Here is a 26,018-nt window from a genome sequence, read left to right on the forward strand (position 1 = left end):
CACTTGTGAAGCGCTTTACACGCGGGTTTATGAACGTAGCGGCATTAAGATGAAAGCCTACGTGGCGGTTCAAAAGCGATTGCTTTTGATGGCCTACGCCTTGTGGCGTCACGGGGTTGATTATGACCCTAAGTACTTAGCGAATCGGGCTGAGAAGGACAAAAAAATAGTCCCGACCAGCGGGACTACACGGGATCAATTGGCCGAAGCCGAGTTGTCCTACTTGTAGTCCAAAGATATGAAAAAAATCCTATCTCAAAATTTGCTTTTCACGACAGTACCAGCAGAGGGCAAAGTTCGCCCCAGGTGGCTTTCCAGACTATGACAAGCTGGATAACCACTAATGATAGTCATCAGGAATGGGTATGATGATGGTAAGCTTTTGTACCGGTCGATGTCAGAAAGTCAGTGCTTCAGGTGGGCTAACTTGTCCATATCGAGTAAGGTGATCTGGCTGGCGTTAATACCAATGAGTCCCTCAGCCCGGAAGTCACTTAAGATTCGGATGACCGTTTCGGTGGAAGCGCCCACTAAATGCGACCAGTTATCCCGCGACAGCGTCATGGCGGAGGATGTATTGCCCGCAGGCCCGCCCGCCAGACCCTCAGCCTGGGGGTAGAATTTTCGCTGAACCATCAGCAGCGCTTCGGCCACCCGTTTACGCACCGATTGATAGGCCAGCTTCAGCAGCCGTTCCTGGTATTCGGCTACCGTACCGGTCAGTAGCCGGATAAATCGATTGGCAACATCCTGGTTTTGATAAATTAATTCCATAAAATCCCCTCTGGGAATCGTGCAGACCTGCGCATCCTCCAGGATTTCGGCGGTTTCTTTGTAGGACCCCTCTTCCAGCAGGGGCATATAGCCGACAAAGTCACCAGCCCCCAGCAAACTGGTAATGTATTCGTTACCGCTCGAATCGGTTTTATAGAGTTTTACTTTGCCCGTGTCAATAAAGTATAGCGATGTTGGTGCGCCACCCAGGGAGAAGAGCTGTTGTTTCTTTGCGTACTTGATCATCGGATAGTTCTCGCGCAGACACTGATGGGCGTCCCCTTCATTCATGATGGCACGGGTCAGTTTTTCCAGGCCCGCCGAGTTTATGGGCATATCGGGTTGCCCCCGTTCCCCTTTTTTGAGTCGTAACTCCACCGCATTGAGCAGGGTCAGATCATCGAAGGGTTTGGTCAGGTAGTCATCCGCCCCTAAATCCATGCCAAAGCGAAAATCAGCGGCTTCTGCTTTAGCTGACAGGAACAGAAAAGGCGTGTCTGCCAGCTCGGGGTCATTTCCCAGAATATGCAGCACCCCGTAGCCATCGAGTTCGGGCATCATCACATCGCACAAAATCAGGTCGGGATGCGTTTGGCGGGCCATCGCTACGCCCTGTTTACCATCGGCTGCCTGAACAACCTGATACGGGGCGAGTTCAAGGATTTCGGCGATGTTCCCCCGCATGAGCGCGTTATCTTCGATGACTAAAATAGTTTTCATACGGGCAGGGGCATAGAAATGGCTGCTAATGGAAGTTCAATGGTAAAGATGGTTCCCGTGTTCATCTGACTTGAAAAGGTAATCGTGCCCCCCAGCAGGTCTACATACCGCTTAACGATGTAAAGTCCCAGTCCCGTTCCCTGTATATGAATGGCGTTGCGGGCGCGAAAAAAGCTGATAAACAGATTGTCCTTATCGGTATCAGGTATGCCAATGCCCTCATCTTTAACTTTAATAACAAGGGTATCGTCCCGAACGGCCGTCGTCAGCTCGATTTCTTTTTCTTCGGCCGAATACTTACTGGCATTTATCAACAGGTTGATGAGAATGTTTTTGAGCATCTGCCCATCAATGGCTACCACCGGTGGGCCGTCCAGATGCTGATAGATGACCCGTTGCCCTGGTTTAATCACGGCATGCATGTCTTCAATCAGTTCGTCGCAGAACGTGCTGATGTCCAGGGGGTAGGGTTTGCCATACAGGGTTTCCTGCTCCATCTGGCTAAGCGACAGAAAGTCGTTCAGCAGGCCCGTTAAGCTATTGACCGCCGATTTTATTTGCTGCACGTGCCGCTCCCGTTTGGCACCATCGTCAACGCCATTGTACCGCCCAATCAACGAAGCCGACGAAAGAATGGTACCCATGGGGGTGCGAAACTCGTGGGAAGCCAGGGTCACAAAATTTGACTTTAGTTCATTCAGTTCCCGTTCCCGAGTCAGCATCTGGGATCGTTCCTGCTCGGTCTGCTGGCTCTGGGCCTTGGTAAGTTCACAGTCCGTCAGGGCCGTCTGGACACCTTGTAGTTCGGCCGTGCGCTCGGTTAGCTGCTGGATCAGCGCGCGGTTTGTATCCTGAAGCTGAAGAAGGAGGCTGGTGGGGTTCGTATCCTCACCAGACAGACCAGGGGGTATATCATGCATAGCTAAACAATAAAACGGAGTCATCCCGACCGTCTGGAAGTGGTACCGTTGCTCTTCGTGTTGAACTGACATGTACGGTCTTGTTCGGAAGTTGGCAATTAAACGGCACTTTACAAAACCAACCCGGTTGAATTAGTCCCATAGGAGAGGCTACTCTGTAGGTTTCCGACGGTCGCGTTTAAAAAACAGATTTTAATGGCCTGCGCAATCTCATTCATGTGCGCATTGGTCACGGGCTTTTTAATGTATCCATTAATGCCTTGTTGATAGGCAGCCGCAACCTGGGCTTGCTCGGCAGAAGTGGAAATCATCACGGATGGAATATGGCGAAGAGCTGGGTTGGCTTTAATGGCCATCAGCGCTTCCAGGCCATTAACCCTGGGCATATTCATATCGATCAGAATCAGATGCACGGCCTGTGGCGTTGGCTGTAGGCTTCCCAATACGAGCAAAGCCAGCAAATCTGCGCCATTTTCGGCTTCGATAACGGTAACGAATGGCGCGACCTGCTGAAGCGCTTTGAGCAGAAGATACCGATCATCAGCATCATCGTCGGCCATGTAGATGACTGCGTTGGGGATATTCATTGGATAAGTACGAGGTGGGTAGTATCCGTAATTGGACAACACAAAGATGCGTACTGCTTACAGCGTAAACAATGACGGATGTCAATATACGATATGATGGTTTACGGAATAATCAACCGGTAGTCAACGCATGCAGCAGCGAATAAACTATTCAGTGGATCGTTCTGGTCGACAGGGAACCGGGGTTAGTTCGCTGGCAGTAACTGATCTGGCGGGTAATCCTGTAACCATCATAGAACGGGGTGATGAATGTCATAAGATTGCTGTGTTGACCGGGCTACCTTTAGTAATTACTACCTAGACTAGCTTGCTGGCGAACCCAGACTTGTCGCTCTCCCTGTTCATTCGGTAAGTCTGTCATCTTCTCAATTCGTTTACAGGGGTTTTCGCTGACTGATTCCTCTCTTCTGGTAGAAGGGTAAAGGAAGAAGCCATTCCCCGCAAACAGGCTGATACGTGGTTGCTCACATAGTTGATTTCATCCGGATACAGTAACAATTTCTCCGGGAATGCTCATGACGACGGTAAAGATTTGAAATGGCTACGAACCCAATGGATCAATTCGATTAACAACAGGAAAACTATGATACAGTTACAAACCATTACTGGTCTTTTCAATACTAAAACACACGCTCAGAAGGCGGTTCAATTCTTATTGGGCAGCGGTTTTATGGCTGAACATATTGGCATTTCGGAACAGGAAAGCCCCCAGGAAGCCGACAAAAAAGACACAGATCATACGACTGAGGAGCAGCAGACGGGTCGGTTTTTATCGTCACTTTTTGGGAGTACGGACGAAGTCGGGTCATCTACTACAGTACAGGTTGAATCAGGAGGGAATGCCTCCTACATAAGCGTTACACGGGTGACAGTACAGGTGCAAACATCGATCGAAACCGACCAGGCCGTTGACTTGCTGAAACGGGCCAGGGCGGTGAGTGTCAGTAAAGGTGCCTGATGTCAAAATGCTTATTCCGTATTTACTTCTTCTGGCGTTACCACCACGGTGAATGCATTCCCATTGTATTTATGGAGCCGGAGGTCAATCAGTTTATTTCTATGCGTCTATGCGATTTGCCGAATACCCGCGCCACAGTGGTAACAGATGCTTTGGACGACTGCTTTAAGCTAAAATTTACCGGATGTTTTACTGAACGGTTTCATCGGTGGATATTATCGACATAACCCATTTATTGCTAACATAATAGTAAGTTCATAAGATAGCATCAACCTCCTATTTATTGCTCAAAAACGGATAGTTAAGTAGGGGGAGTCTGTACGATTACAAGCTGGTAGGTTCTGTCAGGAAAACGTAATTCAACCTCTATCCGAAAACTGACCAGGTGTACTTAAGCTATGCCTGAAGGAAACGTAAAGGTAATGTCCTCGTAAAATCACTTGATTTTATGTAAATAGCTGTCAATTCCATCAGTAGCCTCGCAGGCCCACTGGCCGATAGCTTCGGAAATAGGCCGAATTATGCCAACGGACCTAAAAAGATATCGGCTAGCCCAGATTTCTGAAGTGGCTGGGGGAGACCCCTTTTTCCTCCGAAAAAATCCGGCTGAAATACCGGGGGTTGTCGAAGCCTACCGCGTAAGCTACTTCAGCCACACTCATGGTTGAATTTAGTAGCAGCACCTCGGCTCTTTGCAGGCGAAGCGCCCGCAGGTATGGGGTGACCGACATGCCGGTCAGGGCCATTACCTTGCGGTACAGTGAGTTGCGGCTCATGCCCATCAATTGACAGATCATCTCCCCATCAAGCGCCGTGTTGTCCAGATGCATGGCCAGGGTGTTACGTAGTCTGGTTACAAACTCATCTTCCCGCGCATCGACACCCTCATTGGGAACCAGTTCTGGTTGCGTGCTGCCCAACGCCAACTGGCTGTAGTAGTGCTGCAACAGGCGTCTGGTCTGCAACAGGTTACTCAATACGAGCAGCAACTCTTCCCGCTGAAAGGGTTTCACCAGGTACGCGTCGGCCCCCCGCCGTAAGCCCGCAATCCGGTCGTCCACGGCGGCCCGGGCGGTGAGCAGCACCATAGGGATGTGGCTGGTCCGTTCGTCTCTTTTCAGGGTGTCGCATAGTTCAAAGCCGTCTTTAACGGGCATCATTACATCACTCAGGATCAGGTCCGGCGTGATGGACAAGGCCTGATCAATGCCGATCTGCCCGTTTTCGGCCCGTATAATTTGGTACTCCTCCCGCAGGCAGCTCTGGATATAGGCGGCTACATCATCATTGTCTTCTACCAGCAATAGTACAGGGCGATCCGGGACCACCTCCGGCGCAGATTCGACCCAGTCGGCCGAGTCACCCGGGTCAAACGAGTCCAGTAAGGGGGTAGGCAGAAGGTCCCTGGCCAGGGGCGCCTGGCGAGTCAGCGGTAAACGGACAACGAAGTCCGCGCCGGACCCATTCAGGCCGGACCTTTCCAGGCCGGACCGGTTGCGAAAGGCCAGCCCCCCCTGCATCAGGCCTACCAATTCCCGCACCAGCGAAAGACCAATGCCGGTACCACCACTGACGGGCTGAACTACATCAGCCTGGTGCGGCCCAGCCTGATAAAAGCGGTTAAAAATCCTGGTCAGGCTAGCCGGATCAATGCCGGGACCCGTATCGCTGACGGTGATCTGAATCCATGGGCCATCCAGGGCCTGGGTAGGAACAAGTGCCTCGTGGTAACCCGCAGCCGCGAGGGGTTGCCAGGTGGGCTGAATGCTCACGCCACACCTTATTGCTCCGCCCGCCGGGGTAAATCGGAGTGCGTTGGCCAGCAGGTTGCCGACAATATCCTGTAGTTTTTCCGGGTTGAAGTCGGCTTCACAGGAGGCTTCTTCCGCGTGTATCGCCAGCTGCACGCCTTTGGTGCAGGCCATTGACTGAAACGATTCGCCTACGTAGTGGATGAAGTGGATCAGGTCACCCCGAACCAGTTGGAGCGGCATCTCACCCGCTTCCAGCCGGGAAAGGTCCAGCATCTGGTTGATCAGCCGCAGCAGGTTGCGGCCGTTGCGCTCAATCAGGATGGTCGACCGCCTTAACCCGGGATCTACCTGCCGGTGGAGGTTGTCGGCCATGCCCAGAATTATTGTTAGGGGCGTGCGGAACTCATGGGAGATGTTGGCAAAAAAGCGGGATTTGGTCTCATCGAGCTGTAGCAGGTCCTGGGCTTGCCGGGCAATGATCCGGGTGGCTTCGTTGATCTGAGTTTGCAGTCGGATTTGTGCTTTTTGGTATTGCCGTTCCCGCCACCGACTCCAGGCCCACACCCCACCCAGCAACAAAAACAGCACCGCAAAGGCAAACCAGCCACGCAGATAAAACGGCCGCAGAACGTGTACCCCAATGGATAGCGTTGACGACGACAGTCGACCGTCGGCAGCCTGTCCCCGAATCAGTAGCTCATGGTCGCCGTAGGGAAGGTTGCCCAACCGCAGCGAGGACTCCGTCTGGTAGCGCCAGGTATTATCCACCCCCTTAAACTGGTAGGCGTAGGTATTTTTCTGGGCATCGGTGTAGTTGAGCAGCGCGAAGTCGAGGATACTGCTCCGATCGGTGGGCTGTAGCGTGATCTGACCGGTCCTGAGCAAGTCCTCCGTCTTGTCAACCAGTGTGTCGCGGTCGGCCTCGAACTGGCGGAAGGAAACCACCCGCAGGGGCAGGGCGGGCAGCGGGGGTTCGGCTTCGAAGTCCCGCGGGTCGAAGGCCGTTACGCCGTTCAGGCCACCGAAATAGAGCCGCCCCTGTGCATCCTGATGGTGGGCGATGCGGTTAAACTCATTGTGGGTGATGCCGTCCTGCACCGTGTAGGCCCGGGTGGTGAGCCGGACCGGATCGAACTGCATGATGCCGTTGTCGCTGCTAAGCCACAGGTGGGCCCGCCGGTCAGCATACACCGCATAAATATTATCGTTGTTCAGCCCGTCGGCCCGTTTGAACTGGCGGGAGCGGCCCCGGGCGCGATCCCAGCGCACCAGCCCGGCATTGGCCGTGGCCAGCCAGAACAATCCGCCCGCGTCCTGGTAAAAATGCTGGTAGCTGTCGGCGGGCAGCTTGAAGGGTCCGCTACCACCACGCCAGTAGCGGGCCGTGACGCCTTTTTTTGGGTCAACTGTGTAAAGCCCCGTGGTGGCGCAGAGCCAGAGAGTACCCTGCCGGTCGGCACCAATGTGCAGGACGTGGGCCTGAGCTAACTCGGGAAACTGGTTATAGCCCCGGAAGGGGGTTACCTGATTTTTGGCAGGGTCAACCAGCCACAGTCCGGGGTCGCCACCGGCCAGCAATCGGTGGGGGTTGGCCGAAAAGGGGTGAATGGTCCAGACGGCTCCCGGGCCGGGTAGGGGAATCACGCTGGTTTTGGTGGTTCGGTAATCGTAGGCTACCAGTGTATTTTCCTCCCCCAGGTACAGATTGCTCCCCACTCTACCGCTCAGACTTCTGAATGACCGCGGACTCGCAAACAGTTGGCGGGCCGATGCCCCCGAACGCCTGCTGGCGAATAAACCTATACCATTCTCCAGATTTGTGTAGAGCGTATCGCCCACAGCGTTAATGCCCCGAACGGCGGGTTGTTTCCCGTTGCCGGATTGGTAGAATAAGCGTTGGAAATAGTTCTGACTGATCCTGGTCTGGTAGAGGCCAAAGCTGGTTCCTAACCAAAAGCCCCCGTTTCTGTCCCGAAAAAAACTCCGGTTATCAATCGGGCCACTGTCCAGTTGATCGCTGATGTCGAGGGTAACCTTCCCGGTGGAGTCACGGAACTGGTAGCCATTCCAAACCAGTCCACTCTGGTCGAAAGCATAGGCAAGCCGTTGTTGCAGTTTATCCGGTTTGATCAGTTCCATGGATTGCTCCTGACGACGCCCCCCCCCGTCGATTTTATACAGTTGGCCCGTGTAAGGGTGCTGCGCGTCTGGTACAGTACTGTAAAAGAATTCCGTACCGGCATGGCGCTGACCCAAACAGGTATAGATCGCTCCTGGGTGGTCGTAGGTACGTTGTATGCGCCCATCCGGCGTTAGTTCCACCAGTTGTTTCTGGTTGGCAATGGCCCAAACGGTGTTGCGGGTGGTAACGGCCGCCAGCGTCAGGGTCGTGTACCGGGGCAGGGACACCGTCTTCAGGCCCGACCGGGGATGGTAGACGTTTAGTTTGGCGGGCTGGGAATCTATGAAGAAGATCGTTCCGTCGGGGCCATTCCGCAGAACCTGCCGCAATATTGGGCGGTGGTTGGTTTGGGGCTGGTGGAAGCGTTTCTCGAAGGAGGTGGCCACGCCCGTTACCGGATCGAAGAGGGTGATGGCCGATTTTCCCTCGGGACCCATGAGCCACAGCAACCCGTCGGCATCCTGAGCGATGGATTGGATGTCATCAAAGTCAAGCCCGTTTTTTTCCCTGGTATAGGTCGTGAACGTAGCTCCGTCGAAGCGGTTGAGCCCAAACTTGGTACCGAACCACATAAAGTCCCGGCGGTCCTGGAAAATAGCGTTCACTTCGCGGTGGGCCAGCCCCTGCTCGGGGCCATACCGCTGCACGGAGGCCACAATGTGTTGGGCCCCGGCCAGTGAGCATAAACCGAATAGGATAAACAAGGACTGAATGACGGCTTTCAATTGGAGGAACGTTGAGTAGTGCTTTCGGGAACAGGTTGCCCGCTATACATAGCAGCGCATTTTAAGGCGAAGGCAATAGCCGTCATGGATGTTGAAGCTACCTTTCGCACGCTTAGTAGTTTTGATACTGGGTGTAAATTTGATTTATAGTGCCTGCTATAGGCAATTTTGTTTGTTGAATGCCCCGGCGACCACTGTTATATTGCCATGTCTAATCACCACGCTTCTGGCGCTCCCCGCTGGAAACAGGTGCAGACAACGTCGCTGGCTAAGTCCGGCTCCCTGTTTCAATCGGTCGCCCCCCTTCATTGGTTGTCCGGCACCCGGCCTTGAGGCCTTGCTGGACACTAGGATTATTGACTGCTACCAATCCTGCCCCTGCCGCCGGTGCTAGCAACTGCGGGTGCATTCTCCCCAATAAAGAAGACTAATTACTCATTTTTTTTCACTTTTTTGGTACCAGTGCAACAAATGTGCACCTATTTGGGCGAAATCTGCACATCCGTCTGGCAGCCTTCCGCTAAACTTGCACAGGTTTTGGAGGTTAGAAAATGCCCGTCCCCCCCCCCGCTTTTGGGGTAGTGTTACGGCATTGAATGCCTTTAACTCTTCCTCTTTTTTTGACCCTGCACTGACCCTGGCGATAGGAACGATCTCCAGGGTCAGTGCAGGTCAGTACAGATTGCTTTACCTAACCCAACTAATAATGCGATGAAAAGAACACTACTATGCCTATTCGGCAGTTTGGCCCTGACCTACAGTGCCCTGGCCCAGCGACTCAGCCCGAGCGTACTGGCCGTCGGCGGTGGCTCCGCCCGAACGTCCAGCATGACCCTCGACTGGACCCTTGGTGAAACCGTTGTCGGAACGGAACGCGTAGCCGGGCACCTGTACACCCAGGGCTTCCATCAGCCCCAGCTTCAGGTCATGGAGCAGCAGAGCCTAACCACTCTGGATGCCGACTACCGGTTTACGGTAGCCCCTAACCCGGTGACCGCCTGGCTCACCATTGCCATCGTCACGCCCGAAGTGACACCTCTGTACCTGGCCCTAACCGACCTTACGGGTCGTCGCTACAACCTGCCGGTTGTACCCGCCAATACGGCCTCCACCCAGATTGACATGACGGCTTACCCGGCGGGTACCTACCTGCTGCGCATTACCAGAGATGGGGAGCGCGCGCTTAAAACCTATAAAATAATTAAAGCTCAGTAACCACTTATAACCCATAGAATAATGAACTACCGTGTACAAACCTCGGTGCTCTTTCGCGCCTTCCTCTTTTTATTCGTTGTAACCCTTGGCTCATTCGCCCAGGCCCAGCAGGTGCCTCAGGGCATGAAATACCAGGCCGTGGCCCGTAGCCTGTCGGGCGAAGTGCTGCCTAACCAGCCCGTTACCCTAAAAATCAGCCTGAAAAGCAACGGGAACAGCCTACAGAAAACCCACTACAGCGAGACGCACACCGTGACCACCAACGCCCTGGGCCTGTTCGACCTAACCATTGGCAGCGGCAAGGCGGGCATGGGCACCTTTACGGGTGTACCCTGGAGCAGCGAAGACATCTGGATGGAAATTGCCATTCAGGACGGCGCCAAGAGTGGCTTTACCACCATCAGCAGCAGCCGCCTGCTGGCCGTTCCCTATGCGTTTCATGCCATGACGGCCAATGAATTAGCCAGCAACCCAAAGGCACGGGTTGGGGCAGGGGCCCCGACGGATGGCGTACCTGGTAACGTTTGGTCGACATTCGGCAATACCAAAACTGACCCCTCCACCGACCGGATGGGCACGATGGATTACGTGGACCTGATTTTTGTGACCAACAAAACCGAACGGCTCAGAATAACGAAAGATGGCGACATTAACTTAGCCAATAGCCTGAGTGTGGGCAAGGATGTGTCGGTTGGCAATGACCTGAATGTCCGAAACAATGTAAATCTGAATACAAACGGAACAGGGGCTACCATTAACAACGGCTCCTTTAAGGTTGCCAACCAAAAACCGACTACGCTGACGGGAACACTCACGGTAGATGGCACTACCAGCCTGAACAATAGCCTTACCGTAAACAACATGGCAGCTACGCGGCTGACGGGGACGCTGCTGGTGGAGAAAGACGGGACGTTTAAACAGAAAGTAGTGCTGGATAACGCCCAGCTGGGATCGGCTAGTACAACCACGGGCGCACTGGTCGTGGCGGGGGGAGTAGGCATCGGTCAGAACCTCAATGTGGGCGGAGCTACCCAGTTGAACAACACGCTAAGTGTAGCCGGGGCTACTACTCTCAACAACAAATTAACCGTGGGGGCTGCGTCGGATTTAAACGGACAGGTAACCATCACGGCTGACATGCCAGGTACCGATCAGGATAACTACGGTAACTATCCACTGCGCGTCCAGGGAAACGATCAGGGCATAGCGGTGAAACTAACGGCCTCAACACCCTTGCCAGGGAATAATTTTATTACTTTTTTTAACAGCAATGGGGTGGCCAAAGGCCGCATCGAAGGTTCCAGTGGCATTGCGCAGGGCTTGCGGGCGGCCGTGATTTCGCTGATCGGTACGCCCAGTTTTGATGATGCCTTTGGTGCATCGCAGAGCAAAGACCGACCCGCCGATCAAAGCATTCCCGGATCGGCCGCTGATTTCTTTACGTCCGACTACGCCTTCGGAGCTTACCAGCAGACGCTTGACCTGGTGGGTGACATCATTCGGCTCATCACCAACATTATTGGAGCGTCAGGCGCCTGTATTACCGGCGATTGTGACGATGTGATCTGGAGCGCTGTAGACGTAGCGGTTGGGGCGCTTCAGTTGGGCGGATACGTAGCTTATAACGAGTTGCAAACAGGGGTGGCTTTTGAATCAGGTGGAGCCGACTATGCTGAGTGGCTGCTGAAAGCCAATACTAAAGAGACGTTTCTGTTTGGCGAAGTGGTAGGGGTAAAAGGGGGCGTCGTTTCCAAAACATTCACGGATGCGGAGAAATTTATGGTCGTTTCCAATGCGCCAGCCGTCATCGGGGGCATGCCCGACAAAAAGAAGGTTGCTCTGTACGAAAAGATTGCCTTTATGGGTCAGGTGCCGGTGAAGGTACTGGGCCGGGTTCGCAAAGGCGACTATATCCTGCCATCGGGCAAAGCCGATGGTATGGCTATGGCCGTTACGCCCATCAACATGAGCGCCCTCGACTACCACCGCGTAATTGGCGTTGCCTGGGCTGACTCAGACCCGAAAAAGGCGTTTAGTTTTATCAATACCGCCGTTGGTCTGAACACCAACGACCTGGCCGCTACGGTCGATCAGATGCAGACGGTGATCAATACCATGCAACTGGCCCTGCAGAAAGCGGTTCCCGACTACAAACCCGCCCTGTTTGCTACCAGTGGTAAAACCCAGACGACCGGTTCAACCGGCTATTCGACCGCACCGTCGATGCGCGAGGTTATTAAGAACGATATTGCGAAGGGTGGCTACACCAACGTCCGCGAGGCTATGCAGGAGGTGAAACAGTACATGGGTGCGCAGGGAGTCGATCTGAGCCAATATCCTTATATGAGTGAACTATTGAACAACCCAACGCCCGAAGTAGCCAAAAAAGCACAGGATCACTACATGAATGTGCTGGTTAAGGCACAAGCCCTGCTGGCTCAACAGCAGAAGGTATCTCCCATGCCCCGGTAATGTGTAGCGACTTCTTACAGGCGTAAAACGAGCTGACTAGTGAAGTCCATTTATGGTAGAAAAATGCAGCCAGCGTTAACTGCATTTTTCTACCATAAATGGACTTTTTCGAGTTAACCTTCCCCGAAAACTGGCTCCTATGCCCGTCTTGCTGTTGACCAGTCAACTAGAATCTCGTGTCAAACCTGGTCATTTTCGACAAGTATCGGGTTGGCAATTTGGTCTGTACGGCAAAACGGGGCCAAATTGAAAATAGAGTGTCAGAAAACCCAATATTTAGGTAGCGTATGCTACGGTTTGTAGTTTATATGTGTTAAAATTTATGCACAAGGTCTCAATCCTAATCGGACGGTTTTACTGAACGGATTTTGGGTTAGTGTAAAATAGCTGAAGTGGTTAAATACTACTAAGTTACAGGTTCAAAAGTGCTACAATAGACTCCTTATTTTATCACTTCTACTAATCAACACTTTGCGGGGCCACCGTGGTGCGGCCTGGGTGGCCCCGGATTCTTAACTTACGTTAAGTGAACATGAATTCAATAATGCCTTAGGTAACATGCACATAATTAACTAATTAGTAATATGGGATGGCCTGGTTGGCCTGTTTTAGGGGAGTAGTTTTGAGGGTTGTTAATCTAAAATTAATGCCCATGAAGCTACGCTTACTTATATTCATCAGCCTGCTGTTCGTATGTATTTCCTTACTGAGCCATACTGTCTTAGCCCAGTCAGCATTCCTTAAAGGCACCGTCACCGACGAACAGAATCAGCCGCTGCCGGGTGTCAATGTGGTGATTAAAGGAACAACCACGGGTACCCTCACCGACGTAAATGGGGCCTTCACCCTTAACCCGGCCCAACCCTTGACGCCTGCCGGTGCGCTCGTGTTTAGCTTCATTGGATTCGACAATACCGAAGTTGCCATCGGGAGTCAGCGAACCTTTACCGTTCAACTCAAGACGTCGAACCAAACGCTGAGTGAGGTGGTGGTGACCGCGCTGGGTATTCGGCGCGAAGAAAAATCGCTGGGCTACGCTGCCAGCACCGTCAATGAAAATGCGGTTAAGGCTGCCAAAACCAACAACTGGGTCAATACCCTGTCGGGAAAGGTAGCCGGACTGAATATTCAGGGCGCGGGTGCCGGACCGATGGGTTCGTCGCGTATTACGCTCCGGGGCGAATCGTCGCTGAACCTCGACAATAATCAGGCCCTGATTGTGGTTGACGGGGTGCCCGTGAGCAGTAAAATTACGGGTACCGGCTATAGTTCGCACCTGTCGGCTGATAGCCCTGTTGATTATGGCTCGACGGTCTCGGACCTCAACCCCGACGACATCGAAAAAGTGACCGTGCTAAAAGGGCCGGGCGCTACGGCGCTCTACGGAAGCCGGGCGGCCGGTGGCGCGCTCATCATTACCACTAAAACGGGGGCTCGCAAAGACCGGGGCATTGGGGTCACCTACAACACAACCTTCAACATTGAGCAGGTAAACCGCTGGCCCGATTACCAGTACGAATACGGCGAGGGTCGGGTGGATACGTACTACTCGTACCTGAACAGCGCTGATGGTATCAACACCAGTACCACCGCAGCCGCCGGGCGGGCTTTCGGCCCAAAGTTCAACGGGCAGATGTACTACCAGTATAACCCTAATGATCCAACAGGCAGGCCCACTGAGCGCACGCCCTGGCTACCATACGACAATTACATAAAGGGCTTTTTCCAGACCGGTCAGACCTTCACCAACAGTCTTTCGCTCGAAGGGGGCAATGACAAAGGCTCGGCCCGATTGTCGGTGACTCACCTTAAAAATACCTGGATTATTCCCAACACGGGTTTTGAGCGGCTCAACGCGTCCCTATCGGTAAACCAGAAGCTGACCGACCGGCTGCGAATCAGCGGTAAGGCCAACTATACTAACAAGAAAAGCGATAACCTGCCCGCTGCGGGCTATAACAATCAGTCGCTGATGTATTTCCTGATCATCGGCACCACGCCCAACGTTAACCCCGACTGGTTTAAGCCGTACTGGCAGCCGGGCCTGGTGGGTGTTCAGCAGAAGAACCCGTTCAATCCCGGCCCCGACAATCCGTATTTAGGTATGTACGAGATGCTGAACAAGATGAACAAAAACGGAGTGATTGGTAACCTGACGGCCAACTATACGGTAGCTAAAAACCTGGAGCTACAGGTCAGAACCGGTCTGGATATGTCGTTTGAGTTTCGGTCGCAACAGCGGCCCTTCAGCATGACCAAGTTTCCGAGGGGCAGCTACCGTGAGCAGAATGTGTTCAGCTACGAATCGAATTCGGATGTGCTCCTGACCTACACCAGCAACCCCGGTCGTCGCATCAGCTTCACGGCCTCGGGGGGTGCCAACGCCATGCGCCAAACCTACGATTTTGCCGGTTTGTACGCCGACCAGCTTGCCCAGCCCGGTATCTACCAGATTTCGAACAGCCTGAACCAGCCCGTGGCCGACCCGCTCAAAACCCGTAAGGCCATCAACAGTGTCTACGGCGCTACGCAGTTTTCGTACGATGAGAAGATTTTCCTCGACATCACAGGCCGTAACGACTGGTCGAGCACGCTGCCGTATCAGAACAACTCGTTTTTCTATCCCTCGGTAAGCAGCAGTTTTCTGATGAATGAGTTGTTGCCCCTGCCGACCTTCGTTTCATTTGCCAAACTGCGGGCTTCGTGGGCGCAGGTCGGTAACGATACCCGGCCTTACCAGACGGCTAAATATTACGACACGATTTACGGCAATAGCTTTACCAACTCGGCTACGCTGTTCAACGCCAACCTGAAACCCGAAATTACGAGTAGCTACGAATTTGGGGTAGACCTGCGCCTGTTCCAGAATCGGATTGGCCTCGATGCTGCCTACTACAATAACCGCAGCCGCAACCAGATTCTGGCCATTCCGCTCGATCCGGTATCGGGCTATTCCAGTGCGCTTATCAATGCCGGCCTGATCAACAGCAAAGGGGTAGAACTTAAACTGACGGGTAAGCCCATCAGCACCCCTAATTTTAGCTGGAACGCCACGGCCATCTGGTCGCGTAACCGTAGCTACGTGCGCGAGCTGGCGCCCGGTATTACCAACCAGGTTATTTATGCCCACAACAGCAACGTAACCATCGAAGCCCGCGAGGGGGGGCGCATGGGCGACATGTACGGCCGGGGCTTTCAGCGCGCACCCGATGGGCAGATCATTTACTCGTCGGTCGGGCTACCCGCTGCCCTGGACCCAACCACCAAAAAATGGGGTAATGCCTTTGCCGACTGGAAGGGGAGCCTGCTCAACGAATTTCAGTATAAGGGGGTGCGAATGAGCATTTTACTGGATGGACAGAAGGGCGGCAGCATGTACTCGCAGACCAACCACAAAAACAATACGCTGGGCAAAACCAACGTAACCCTGCCCGGTCGTGAGGGGGGTATCATTGGCGAGGGCGTTGTGCTGCAGGCCGATGGTACCTACAAGCCCAACACCGTAAAGGTATCGGCCGCGTCGTATTACGATAACTACTACCAGATCAGCAATGCCGAGACCAATATCTTCGATGCATCGTTCCTGAAAATTCGGGAAGTGCGGCTGGAGTTTAACCTGCCAACCACCCTCATTAGCCGGTTGGGAATGCGACAGACCAGTGTGGCCTTTTTCGGCCGTGATTTGTTCAACTTTACTAAATTTCCCGGTTTTGATCCGGAAGGGGGTAACCTGAACAGTGGTACCCTGACTCCAGGCGTTGAACTGGCCCAATTTCCCTCTAACCGAATCATGGGGGCTAACCTGACTTTTAAATTCTAGTCTGACAAATTACCCCACAACGGCCCTGTGCGTTCAGAAAAATGAACGGGGTGGCCGTTGTGGGGTGATTGAATCAATCACTCCGATGAAAAAAATTGCCTTTTTACTCGTTACCCTGGTGAGCCTGGTTACGGGCTGTACCAACAATTTTGAGGAAATAAACGCCGATCCTAACCGCCCGCAGCAGATAAATCCGGGTGTCATGCTGGGACAGATGCAGTACCGCATCGTAAACTCGTCGATGCAGGCGGCCCGCGGACTTACCCACGAACTGATGCAGGTCGATGCGCCCCGGTCGAGCGCGGGGGGCGGGGGCGTACACCGCTACATCATCAACCCCGGTACCGGCGTTTGGTCGAGTTTCTACAATTACCTTACGGACATTGAGGATATCATCAGCATTTCTGATAACCTGCAGGAAAACAATTACAAAGCCATCGGGCTGGTGTATAAGTCGTGGGCCTATTCGATGCTGACCGACCTGTACGGCGATGTACCCTATTCGCAGGCTACTAAAGCTACGCAGGGGATAGTGAAGCCGATGTTCGACAGGCAGAAGGATATTTATACCCAGATTCTGAAAGACCTCGAAACGGCCAATACGCTATTCGACGATACCAAAGCCCTCACCTACGGCGGTGATCTGGTTTATAATGCCAACGCCCTGACCGGCACTAAAAATCTGGGCATTCAGCGCTGGAAAAAATTCGGCAATTCACTGCGGATGCGCCTGCTGCTCCGGCTAATGGCCCGCGACGGTGAGCTGAACGTGAAAGAGCAACTGACCGCCCTGCTAGCCGACCCAACCCGCTACCCGGTGATGACCGCCAACGCCGACGATGCCATTTTCCGGTATCCCGGCACTACGCCTTACTTCAACCCGTACTATAATGCCCGCACCCTCGACTGGCGCGAAGGCACCTATTTTACCGAGTTTTTCCTGAATAAGCTCAACGCTGATAACGATCCGCGCCGGGCCGTCTGGGCCATTCCGGTTACGGTCAATGGGGTGCCCACCTACCGGGGTATTCAAAGTGGTTACCCGACCACCCTCGAATACGTAGTGGGCCAGAATTCGAGCTACACCGACGCCCTGAAAACGCTGCCCCAACTGGGTATCATGATGCCCTACGCCGAGGTAGAGTTTATTAAAGCAGAGCTGGCCCTAAAAGGCTATAACACCGGCAAAACGCCCAAGCAGCACTATGAAGCGGGTATTACAGCCTCCATGGTGCAGTGGGGCGCTACTATGCCCGGTACTTTTTTGAGCCAGCCAACAGTCGTTTACAATGCTACTGCCACGCCCGAAAAACAACTGGAGCAGATTATGGGGCAGAAATACTACGCATCGGTATTTGTCGATTACCAGATGTGGTTCGAGAAAAGCCGGACAGGCTACCCCGTGCTGCCCCGCGGGGCGGGTATTCCGGTTGAAAATCAGTTTCCGAATCGGGTGCCGTACCCAACGTATCTGCAATCGCTTAACCCCGAGGGGCTAGCTTCGGGCGTGGCTTCTATGGGGGGCGACGACGCTGCTATTAAAGTGTGGTGGAATAAATAATCTATTTTTCTCACTGGCCAGGAGCGTACAGATGCAATCTGGCATTTGTACGCTCCCGGCGTTATTACCTTTGTCCAAAAATCAACCTGTCGTGTTCTGGATTCGGTCGCTTTCACGGCTAACGATCTTTACCATCAACCCCAATGACTAAATCACTTCTGCTGCTACTGTGTCCGCTGGCGCTGCTGGCGCAGCCGAAAACAAGCCCGAAATCGCTCGATGCCACCCTCGAAGCCCGGCGGGTACTGTTACCGAATGGCTGGAGCCTGACCCCGGCGGGCCGGTCGCTCGAAGTGGGCGATCTACCCCTGAACATCGCCGTATCGGCCTCGCAGCGGCTCATGGCCGTAACCAACAACGGGCAGGGAAAACAGAGCATCCAGCTCATCGACCCCAGAAGCGAAACCGTACTGGATAACATCGAAATCCCGAAGTCATTTTATGGCCTTACATTCAGCCGCGACGAAAAAACGCTTTACGCTTCGGGGGGCAACGACAACTGGATTCTGGCCTACACCATCGCCAACAACAAACTAACCCTGGCTGATACTATCCGGCTGGGTAAACCCTGGCCGGAACGCATCTCGCCCGTGGGTATCGAACTCGACGATGCCCGTAAGCTGCTCTATGTCGTTACCAAAGACAACAGTATGCTGTACGTGATTGACCTGACTACCAAAGCCATCGTGCATCAGGAGCCACTGGGCAACGAAGGGTATAGCTGTGTACTGTCGCCCGATGCCAAAACCCTGTATATCTCGGTTTGGGGGGGTAAGCGGCTGGCTTTGTTTGATACCAAAACCCGTAAAATACGCACGACCATGTCGCTGGGCTTCAACCCGAATGAGCTGATTCTGAGCCGTAACGGGCAGTATGCCTACGTAGCCAACGCGGGCGACAATAGCGTGTCGGTGGTTGATACCAGGGCCGGTAAAGTGGTGGAAGTGCTCGATGCCGCGCTCTACCCAAACGCGCCCGTTGGTTCGATGCCCAACGGACTGGCCCTCTCAAAAGATCAGAAAACCCTTTACATCGCCAACGCCGACAACAATTGTCTGGCTGTCTTCGACGTCAGTGCGCCGGGTAAGAGCCAGTCGAAGGGGTTCATTCCGGTGGGCTGGTTCCCGACCAATGTGCGCGTGGTGGGCAGTAAAGTGTTCGTTGCCAACGGAAAGGGGTTTACGTCGTTTGCCAATCCGCGGGGTCCACAGCCGGTTTCGCCGGAGGTGCGCTCCGAAACGCACGTGGGCGAACCCGCCCGCCCCAACGCCCGGCTTCAGTACATCGGGGCGCTGATGAAAGGAACCATGAGCATCATCGACGAACCCACGGCGGCCGATCTGGCCGTTTATTCCCAAAAAGTGTACGCCAACACGCCCTACCGGAAAGATCGTGAGCTAATGGCCGAGGGCGAAACAGGCAATCCTATTCCGATGCAAGTGGGCGCAAAATCGCCCATCAAGTACGTGTTTTACGTACTGAAGGAAAACCGCACGTACGATCAGGTCTTTGGTGATATGAAAGAAGGTAACGGCGACTCTACGCTGTGTCTGTTCGGGGAAAAATATACGCCCAACCAGCACAAGCTGGCCCGTGACTTTGTGCTGCTCGATAATTTCTACGTCGATGCTGAAGTGAGCGCCGACGGCCACAACTGGAGCATGGGTGCCCACGCCAACGACTACCTCGAAAAAACCTGGGTGTCGGGGTATTCACGCCGGGGGGGCGTTACGGAGGGGATGGGCCGCCGGGCCATCGCCAACGACAAAGACGGGTATATCTGGGATTTCTGCAAGCGTAAAGGCGTCAGCTACCGGAGCTACGGCGTGTTTGTGGATAAAGATAAAGGCAATATTCCGGCCCTCGATGCGGCCCACGTCTGCAAGGATTTTACCACCTTTTACGTCAACAAAACCAAAGATACCACCCGCGTAAATCAATGGAAACGCGATTTTGATTCCCTGCTGGTGGTCAACGCTGTACCGCAGTTCAACACCATCCGGCTTGGTAATGATCATACACACGGGCTGGCCGTGGGGCAGATGACTCCCTACGCCTGCGTGGCCGATAATGACCTGGCTGTGGGGATGCTGGTGGAACACATCAGCCAGAGCCCCATCTGGAATGAGTCGGCTGTATTTATTGTGGAAGACGACGCCCAGAACGGCCCCGACCACGTAGATGCCCACCGCTCACTAGCCCTGGTCATTAGTCCGTACACAAAGCGGAAGTTTGTCGATCATACCCTGTACTCCACGTCGGGTATGCTGCGTACGATGGAGTTGATTCTCGGCCTACCGCCCATGAGCCAGTACGATGCCGGGGCCACGGCCATGTTTCGAAGTTTCACGCCCACGGCCACGACCACACCTTACCAGTTGGTACCGAGCAACATCGATCTCGATGCGCTGAACACGGCTTACACGCCCAGCGCAAAGAAGTCGGAAGGGCTGGACTTTACGGATGTAGACAAGGTGGATGATAAACTCTTTAATGAAATTCTCTGGAAAGGGCTCCGGGGCGAAACCGCAGAAGTACCTGTTCCCCGGCGCAGTGCCTTTGTGCGGGTAACCAGTGCCGGCGATGATGATTAGGTTTCAGTGGTGAGTATCCTTGAATACCATCATTCGGGTTCATCCACAATATGGTCGTTACCTGTCATAGAAAGAGCGTATGCTACTGATTGTCGTTGACAGATATAAAATTTGCCTATAAGACTCCGATCCGAATCGGACGTTTAACTGAACGATTTATGAGCGGGGGATGATAGTTGATTTTAGTAACTGTCAACCACAATACGTAGCATACGGTACCAAGTTCAACGGGGTTAATAACCGTCGGCCCGTCTCCAGCTGAACGGGACTACTTTTTTATTTTTGTGGAGTATCGGGAAATTAAGATTTATTTCGACGATGTGTTGTATGTTCAGGGGTTGAAAAATTACGTAAAAATTTACTTGATTCAACAAGCAAAATCGTTCTTAACGCGAAGCACGCTTAAGGCTTTGCTTGCCCAATTACCTGGCAATGCGTTTTGCCGGGTACACAAGTCGTTTATTGTTGCCTTATCCAAAATCAGTTTGTCTCAACGCACCAATCTGTACATTGGTAAACAACAGATTCCAATTAGTAGCCGATTTGTAGACGACTTTGAACGCCGATACCGATCTTGCTAAGGTATCATACGAATGAGCAGCCTTTTGGTCAGGTTTGAAAAAATTATGAAGCCCTATATTCCTAAAGTAACGATCTTTCTGCGTCTCGCGCTGGTGCTGTGCGCCTGCATACCGTTGACCGGAACGGCCCAATACAGACGAAGCCGTGAAAATTTTGATAATCACTGGCAGTTTCACAAGGGGGATATCGCCATAAAGCAAGCGGTTAAAGCGGGTAAACAGGGAGGTCTTACCGATGCCAATGTTAAGGTAGTAGAAGGCGAAGAAGCGATCATTGCCTATACCGACAAGAATAAAGTGGCCGACTATAAACCCAGCGACTGGACTAATGTAAACCTGCCACACGACTGGTTAATCGAGGAACCGTTTGTCCATGATGATAACATTGGCAGTCAACCGGCCGGGAACGGGTATCGGTCACCAGGTATTGGTTTTTATCGGAAAGAGTTCGAGGTATCGGAAGCGGATTTAGGCCGGAAAATCACGATTGAATTCGACGGCATTTTTCGTAACAGCACGGTTTGGGTAAATGGCCATCTGATGGGCAATTATCCAAGCGGCTACCTACCTTCTTATTATGATCTGACAACTGTGCTGCGGTACGGCAAGGAAGGCAAAAACGTTATTCTGGTCAAGGTCGACGCTACGGACTACGAGGGATGGTGGTACGAAGGCTGCGGCATTTACCGCCACGTCTGGCTTTCTAAAACCGACCGGCTCCACGTGGCCCGGTTTGGTACGTTTGTAACGACCCCTTCGGTATCTGACAACGAAGCGGTGGTAAGCGTTAAAACGACGATTCAAAACGAGTACAAGGAAGCCAAAACGATTACACTGGTATCAAAACTGGTCGATAGTAAGGGGGCAGTACTCAATACCCAGACCGTATTGCAGTCGATTGCGCCCTTCGATCAGGTAGAAATTGCCCAGACTGGGACCATTTCCCAGCCGCAGCGTTGGTCGCCCGAGACGCCAACTCTTTACAAAATCCTGACGGAGGTTTCAGACAATGGAAAACTCGCGGATACCTACGAAACGACGTTCGGCGTGAGAACCATCGCCCTGACGGCGGAAGGATTCTTTCTCAACGGAAAACGATATCCAATTAAAGGGACGGCCAACCACCAGGATTTTGCGGGCGTCGGGGTAGCGCTGCCCGACAAACTGAATGCCTACCGACTAAAGCTGCTTAAAGAAATGGGCAGCAACGGGTATCGTACGGCCCACCACCCGCCCACGCCGGAACTGCTCGACCTCTGCGATCAGATGGGCATGCTGGTCATGGATGAAAACCGGTTGCTAACCAGTACCCACGATGGATTACAGGAACTGAAGACGCTGCTCTACCGGGATCGCAACCATCCCTGCATCTTTATGTGGAGTCTGGAAAATGAAGAATCGCTGGAAGGCAACGTAACGGGTACCCGGATATTGGAGAAGATGGTCGAAACCGCCCGTAAGATCGACACCACCCGGCCCACTACGGCTGCCATGAATCACGGCTGGAACGACGGCGGCTACAGCGATGCGGTAGATGTAGTGGGCTACAATTACGGGCAGCGGGGTATGCAGTACGTCAAAGACCACGAAAAATTTCCGCAGCGAAAAATGATCGTCAGCGAGTCGACCAGTTACGTCGCCACCCGGGGCGAACACGAAGACAACAAGCAGAAAGGCTATGTCTCTAACTTTGGCATGGGACTCAGCTGGGGCTTGCAACCAGGTCAGGATTGGAAGCACATCGTTCAGTATCCTTACCTGAGCGGTACGTTCGTCTGGTCTGGCTTCGATTACCGGGGCGAACCGACTCCTTACCGCTGGCCTTGTGTGAGTTCCCATTTTGGAATTATGGACCTCTGCGGGTTTCCCAAAGATGGCTACTATGCCTACAAAGCCGCCTGGACCGATACACCGCTGGTTCATGTGTTTCCGCACTGGAACTGGCCGGGCAAGGAAGGTAAACCAATGAAAATGCGGGGCTACACCAATTGCGATGAAGTCGAGTGGCTGGTTAATGGGAAACGGGTGCTGAAACGGAAAGTGGAACCGTTCGAATATTTTGAGTCGGATGTAGTCTATCAACCCGGCCAGTTTGAAGCCCGAGGGTATAAGGGTGGCAAACTGGTTGCCCGTGAACTTATCCAAACCACGACGGCTCCTGCCCACTTAACCCTAAGCCCTGACGTGACCTCCCTCAAAGCGGACGGCACCGACGTAGCGATTATCAACATTGCCATTCGGGATGCCAAAGGCCGGGTGGTGCCTACGGCCAGTAATCTGGTGAGGTTTTCCATCAGTGGGCCGGGCCGGATCATTGGCACGGGCAATGGAGACCCCAGCAGCCATGAGCCCGACAAAGCCAGCCAGCGCATGGCCTTCAATGGGTATTGCCAGGTTCTGGTACAATCCGATCAATCGGTGGGTGACATTCGGTTACGCGCCACCTCCGAAACACTAAAAGGGGCCGAGGTTATTCTTCACGTACACTAACAACTTTTAAGGGAGGCCGACCTTCATGAAAAAACGAACGCAACCCATGCTCAGGCTGCTGCTGGCTCTGGTTCTGTGTCCATTAGGGGCCTTTTCCCAGACTAGTTTCTACGTTTCACTCAACGGCAGCGATACGAATCCGGGAACGCGGGCAAAGCCATTTGCGTCCATCAACAGAGCGCTGGTGACGGCCCGCCGAACCGCGGGGCCCGTGTCGATCAGGCTGTTTGGCGGAACCTATCACCTGACCCAGCCAATCCGTTTTACGTCTGCCGATTCCCGGAAAGATAAAGAGCCGTTAACCCTAACCTCGGTAGACAACCAGCCGGTAGTCCTTAGTGGTGGGACGGTTTTGACGAACCTGAATTGGAAAGAAGGGCCTAACGGAATCTGGCAGACACCGGTTACTCAGGACTTGGTTTTTGACGAACTCCTAGTCAATGGGCAACGCCAACGCATGGCCCGGTATCCAAACTACGACCCTTCGGCCCGGTTTCTGGGGGGTACCGCTGCCGATGCAGTCAGTGCGGAACGGGCCGTCCGGTGGAAATCGCCAGCCGGTGGCTACGTTCATGCTTTGCACCGATCCGAGTGGGGTGATTTTCATTACCGAATTACCGGGAAAAATGACAAAGGAGAACCGACGCTCGAAGGGGGCTGGCAGAATAACCGCCGTATGGGGATGCACGTCCGACACCGCTTCGTTGAGAACGTTTTTGAGGAACTGGATACGACCAACGAGTGGTATTACGATAAAACGGCTAAAGTTCTGTTTTTCGACCCTCCCAAAGGACTGGCTTTTAAAACCGCTACGTTCGAAACCCCGCAACTCGCTCATTTAGTCGAGTTTAACGGTACGGAAGCCAATCCGGTAAAAAATATTCACTTGGTTGGCCTGACGCTCACGCAAACCATTCGCACCTTCATGCTGAACCGGGAGCCGTTGCTACGTAGCGATTGGACCATTTACCGGGGCGGAGCCGTGCTGTATGAGGGAGCTATGAATTGCAACCTCAACAACTGTACACTCTACAACCTTGGTAGTAATGGGGTCTTTTACAATAATTTCAACCGGAACTGTCAGGTATCGGGTTGCCTGATTTGGGAAATCGGGGCCAGTGCCGTCTGTTTTGTCGGCGATCCCAGGGCCGTCCGCTCGCCGAGTTTTGAGTATAACCAGTTTGTTCCGCTGCCGCAGATTGACCGAACGCCTGGCCCTATGACAACCAATTATCCGGCTGACTGTAAGGTCTTCGACAACCTGATGTTCGATCTGGGTTACGTCGAAAAGCAATCGGCCGGGGTAGAATTATCCATGTGCCAGGGCATTACGGTGAGCCATAACACGATTTATGACGTACCCAGGGCGGGTATCAACGTGAGCGAAGGTACCTGGGGTGGCCATATCATCGAATACAATGATGTGTTCAATACCGTGAAGGAAAGCGGAGATCACGGCTCGTTCAATTCCTGGGGCCGGGATCGGTACTGGCACCCAAACAAACGGGTACTCGACTCGATTGTAGCGACGAATTACAATCTTGCCCTGCTCGACGTCGTAAAGCCCATCATTCTCCGTTACAACCGAATGAGGTGCGATCACGGATGGGATATTGATCTGGATGATGGATCAAGCAATTATCTCATCTACAACAATTTATGTCTGAATGGCGGCATAAAGCTCCGTGAGGGTGTTGGGCGGGTGGTGGAAAACAACATCATGATCAACAATACGTTCCACCCCCATGTGTGGTTCAAAAACAGCCACGACGTATTCCGCCATAACATCGTAACCACCGGGTATCTGCCCATCGGCATTACCAACTGGGGTAATGGCATCGATCACAATATCTTCCCCGATTCGGTGGCCCTGGCCGAAGCCCGGCAACGCGGGACTGACCAGCATTCCGTATCCGGCGATCCCCAGTTTGTCAATCCTGGAAGTGGTGATTTTCGGGTAAAGAGCGGGTCGATAGCCCTTGCCGCCGGATTTAAAAATTTTCCGATGGACAGCTTTGGGGTAGTCTCCCCCCGTTTGAAAATGCTTGCTAAAGCCGTACCTCAACCAACCGTTCTGAAGTTGGAAAAGATCGGCGATACCGAATCGGCCCAGTTTATGGGGGCGACGGTCAAGAATCTGACGACGCTGGGAGAACGTTCGGCAACGGGGATGGAAGCAGCCCGAGGAGTACTGGTTGTGGGTGTGCCTTCTGGCACCGAAGCGGCTAAATTCCTACAGGTCAATGATGTCATTCTGTCGTTCAATGACAAAAAAATCAATACGCTACGAGATCTGTTCGAGTCGCGTCTTCTGGTGATTGGTTCAAGTACTAACGTACTAATTTTTCGTAATCAAAAGGAATTAAAACAAGGAATCAGGTTGAACGCATTTAAAAAAGGGTGAGTAACTTGATCAGATAATTGTCGTCCCAGCCCGCCAGCTTGCGTCGGCTTTTAAGACTCTCTTTATCATCCATTCGATGCAAGAGTTGAAGGGCCATCTTGCGGACAGTGGCAAAATTCTCTGCCCCGTTGCCCACCCGGATTCGCTGTTGATCTTCATGAAAAACCATGTCCAGGCACCAGTGTAACTGATTCTCGATGCCCCAATGATGGCGAACCGCCGAGTTAAAGTGAGCAGCAGGCAATACTAAATCACTCAGAT

15 protein-coding genes and 1 pseudogene are annotated in these 26,018 nt (G+C 53.1%); 11 read left to right on the plus strand and 5 right to left on the minus strand.

Annotation, left to right across the window (positions count from 1 at the left end):
• A pseudogene (locus tag B157_RS39490) lies at nucleotides 1-229 on the plus strand (IS110 family transposase); the annotation flags it as partial.
• 176 nt (nucleotides 230-405) lie between these two features.
• Here the strand turns inward: B157_RS39490 and B157_RS0132010 are convergent.
• The 3 genes from B157_RS0132010 to B157_RS36455 form a co-directional block, all read right to left on the minus strand.
• Nucleotides 406-1,494, minus strand: a complete 1,089-nt coding sequence (locus tag B157_RS0132010) for a response regulator (RefSeq protein ID WP_020607383.1) — start codon at nucleotides 1,492-1,494, stop codon at nucleotides 406-408.
• Nucleotides 1,491-2,414, minus strand: coding sequence for a sensor histidine kinase (locus B157_RS0132015; RefSeq protein WP_020607384.1), 924 nt, complete (start codon nucleotides 2,412-2,414; stop codon nucleotides 1,491-1,493). The genes B157_RS0132010 and B157_RS0132015 overlap by 4 nt, the downstream gene beginning before the upstream one ends.
• 110 nt (nucleotides 2,415-2,524) lie before the next feature.
• The gene (locus B157_RS36455) at nucleotides 2,525-3,001 is read right to left on the minus strand and encodes a response regulator (protein ID WP_020607385.1); all 477 of its coding nucleotides are present in this window, start codon (nucleotides 2,999-3,001) and stop codon (nucleotides 2,525-2,527) included.
• A gap of 583 nt (nucleotides 3,002-3,584) precedes the next feature.
• On the opposite strand from B157_RS36455, the gene B157_RS0132025 reads away from it, so the two are divergent.
• Entirely contained in the window at nucleotides 3,585-3,959 is a 375-nt protein-coding gene (locus B157_RS0132025; protein ID WP_020607386.1) for a hypothetical protein, read from the plus strand.
• A gap of 548 nt (nucleotides 3,960-4,507) precedes the next feature.
• Here the strand turns inward: B157_RS0132025 and B157_RS0132030 are convergent.
• Nucleotides 4,508-8,620, minus strand: coding sequence for a hybrid sensor histidine kinase/response regulator transcription factor (locus tag B157_RS0132030; RefSeq protein WP_020607387.1), 4,113 nt, complete (start codon nucleotides 8,618-8,620; stop codon nucleotides 4,508-4,510).
• 207 nt (nucleotides 8,621-8,827) lie between these two features.
• On the opposite strand from B157_RS0132030, the gene B157_RS40200 reads away from it, so the two are divergent.
• From B157_RS40200 to B157_RS0132070, 9 genes are all read left to right on the plus strand, one after another.
• Nucleotides 8,828-8,953 carry a hypothetical protein gene (locus B157_RS40200; protein ID WP_281168525.1) on the plus strand — a complete coding sequence of 42 codons (126 nt, stop codon included), beginning with the start codon at nucleotides 8,828-8,830 and terminating at the stop codon, nucleotides 8,951-8,953.
• A 378-nt stretch (nucleotides 8,954-9,331) separates the two neighbouring features.
• The gene (locus tag B157_RS0132035; RefSeq protein ID WP_020607388.1) at nucleotides 9,332-9,835 is read left to right on the plus strand and encodes a T9SS type A sorting domain-containing protein; all 504 of its coding nucleotides are present in this window, start codon (nucleotides 9,332-9,334) and stop codon (nucleotides 9,833-9,835) included.
• A gap of 21 nt (nucleotides 9,836-9,856) precedes the next feature.
• The gene (locus B157_RS0132040) at nucleotides 9,857-12,307 is read left to right on the plus strand and encodes an autotransporter outer membrane beta-barrel domain-containing protein (RefSeq protein ID WP_020607389.1); all 2,451 of its coding nucleotides are present in this window, start codon (nucleotides 9,857-9,859) and stop codon (nucleotides 12,305-12,307) included.
• Between the two features lie 652 nt (nucleotides 12,308-12,959).
• Nucleotides 12,960-16,127: a SusC/RagA family TonB-linked outer membrane protein gene (locus B157_RS0132045; protein ID WP_020607390.1), complete on the plus strand. Its 3,168-nt coding sequence runs from the start codon at nucleotides 12,960-12,962 to the stop codon at nucleotides 16,125-16,127.
• 85 nt (nucleotides 16,128-16,212) lie between these two features.
• Entirely contained in the window at nucleotides 16,213-17,688 is a 1,476-nt protein-coding gene (locus tag B157_RS0132050; protein WP_020607391.1) for a SusD/RagB family nutrient-binding outer membrane lipoprotein, read from the plus strand.
• Nucleotides 17,689-17,831: 143 nt separating this feature from the next.
• Nucleotides 17,832-20,282 carry a bifunctional YncE family protein/alkaline phosphatase family protein gene (locus B157_RS0132055; protein ID WP_020607392.1) on the plus strand — a complete coding sequence of 817 codons (2,451 nt, stop codon included), beginning with the start codon at nucleotides 17,832-17,834 and terminating at the stop codon, nucleotides 20,280-20,282.
• Nucleotides 20,283-20,566: 284 nt separating this feature from the next.
• Nucleotides 20,567-20,863, plus strand: coding sequence for a LytR/AlgR family response regulator transcription factor (locus tag B157_RS36460; protein WP_020607393.1), 297 nt, complete (start codon nucleotides 20,567-20,569; stop codon nucleotides 20,861-20,863).
• Between the two features lie 45 nt (nucleotides 20,864-20,908).
• Nucleotides 20,909-23,353: a beta-galactosidase GalA gene (gene galA, locus B157_RS0132065; protein WP_020607394.1), complete on the plus strand. Its 2,445-nt coding sequence runs from the start codon at nucleotides 20,909-20,911 to the stop codon at nucleotides 23,351-23,353.
• 25 nt (nucleotides 23,354-23,378) lie between these two features.
• Nucleotides 23,379-25,757 carry a PDZ domain-containing protein gene (locus tag B157_RS0132070; protein WP_020607395.1) on the plus strand — a complete coding sequence of 793 codons (2,379 nt, stop codon included), beginning with the start codon at nucleotides 23,379-23,381 and terminating at the stop codon, nucleotides 25,755-25,757.
• On the opposite strand, the gene B157_RS36465 is transcribed toward B157_RS0132070, so the two are convergent.
• Nucleotides 25,744-26,018: ISAs1 family transposase (locus B157_RS36465; RefSeq protein ID WP_169521825.1), on the minus strand; the 275-nt coding region annotated here is incomplete at its 5' end. The genes B157_RS0132070 and B157_RS36465 overlap by 14 nt on opposite strands.

This window comes from Spirosoma spitsbergense DSM 19989, assembly GCF_000374085.1.
Lineage (GTDB): Bacteria > Bacteroidota > Bacteroidia > Cytophagales > Spirosomataceae > Spirosoma > Spirosoma spitsbergense.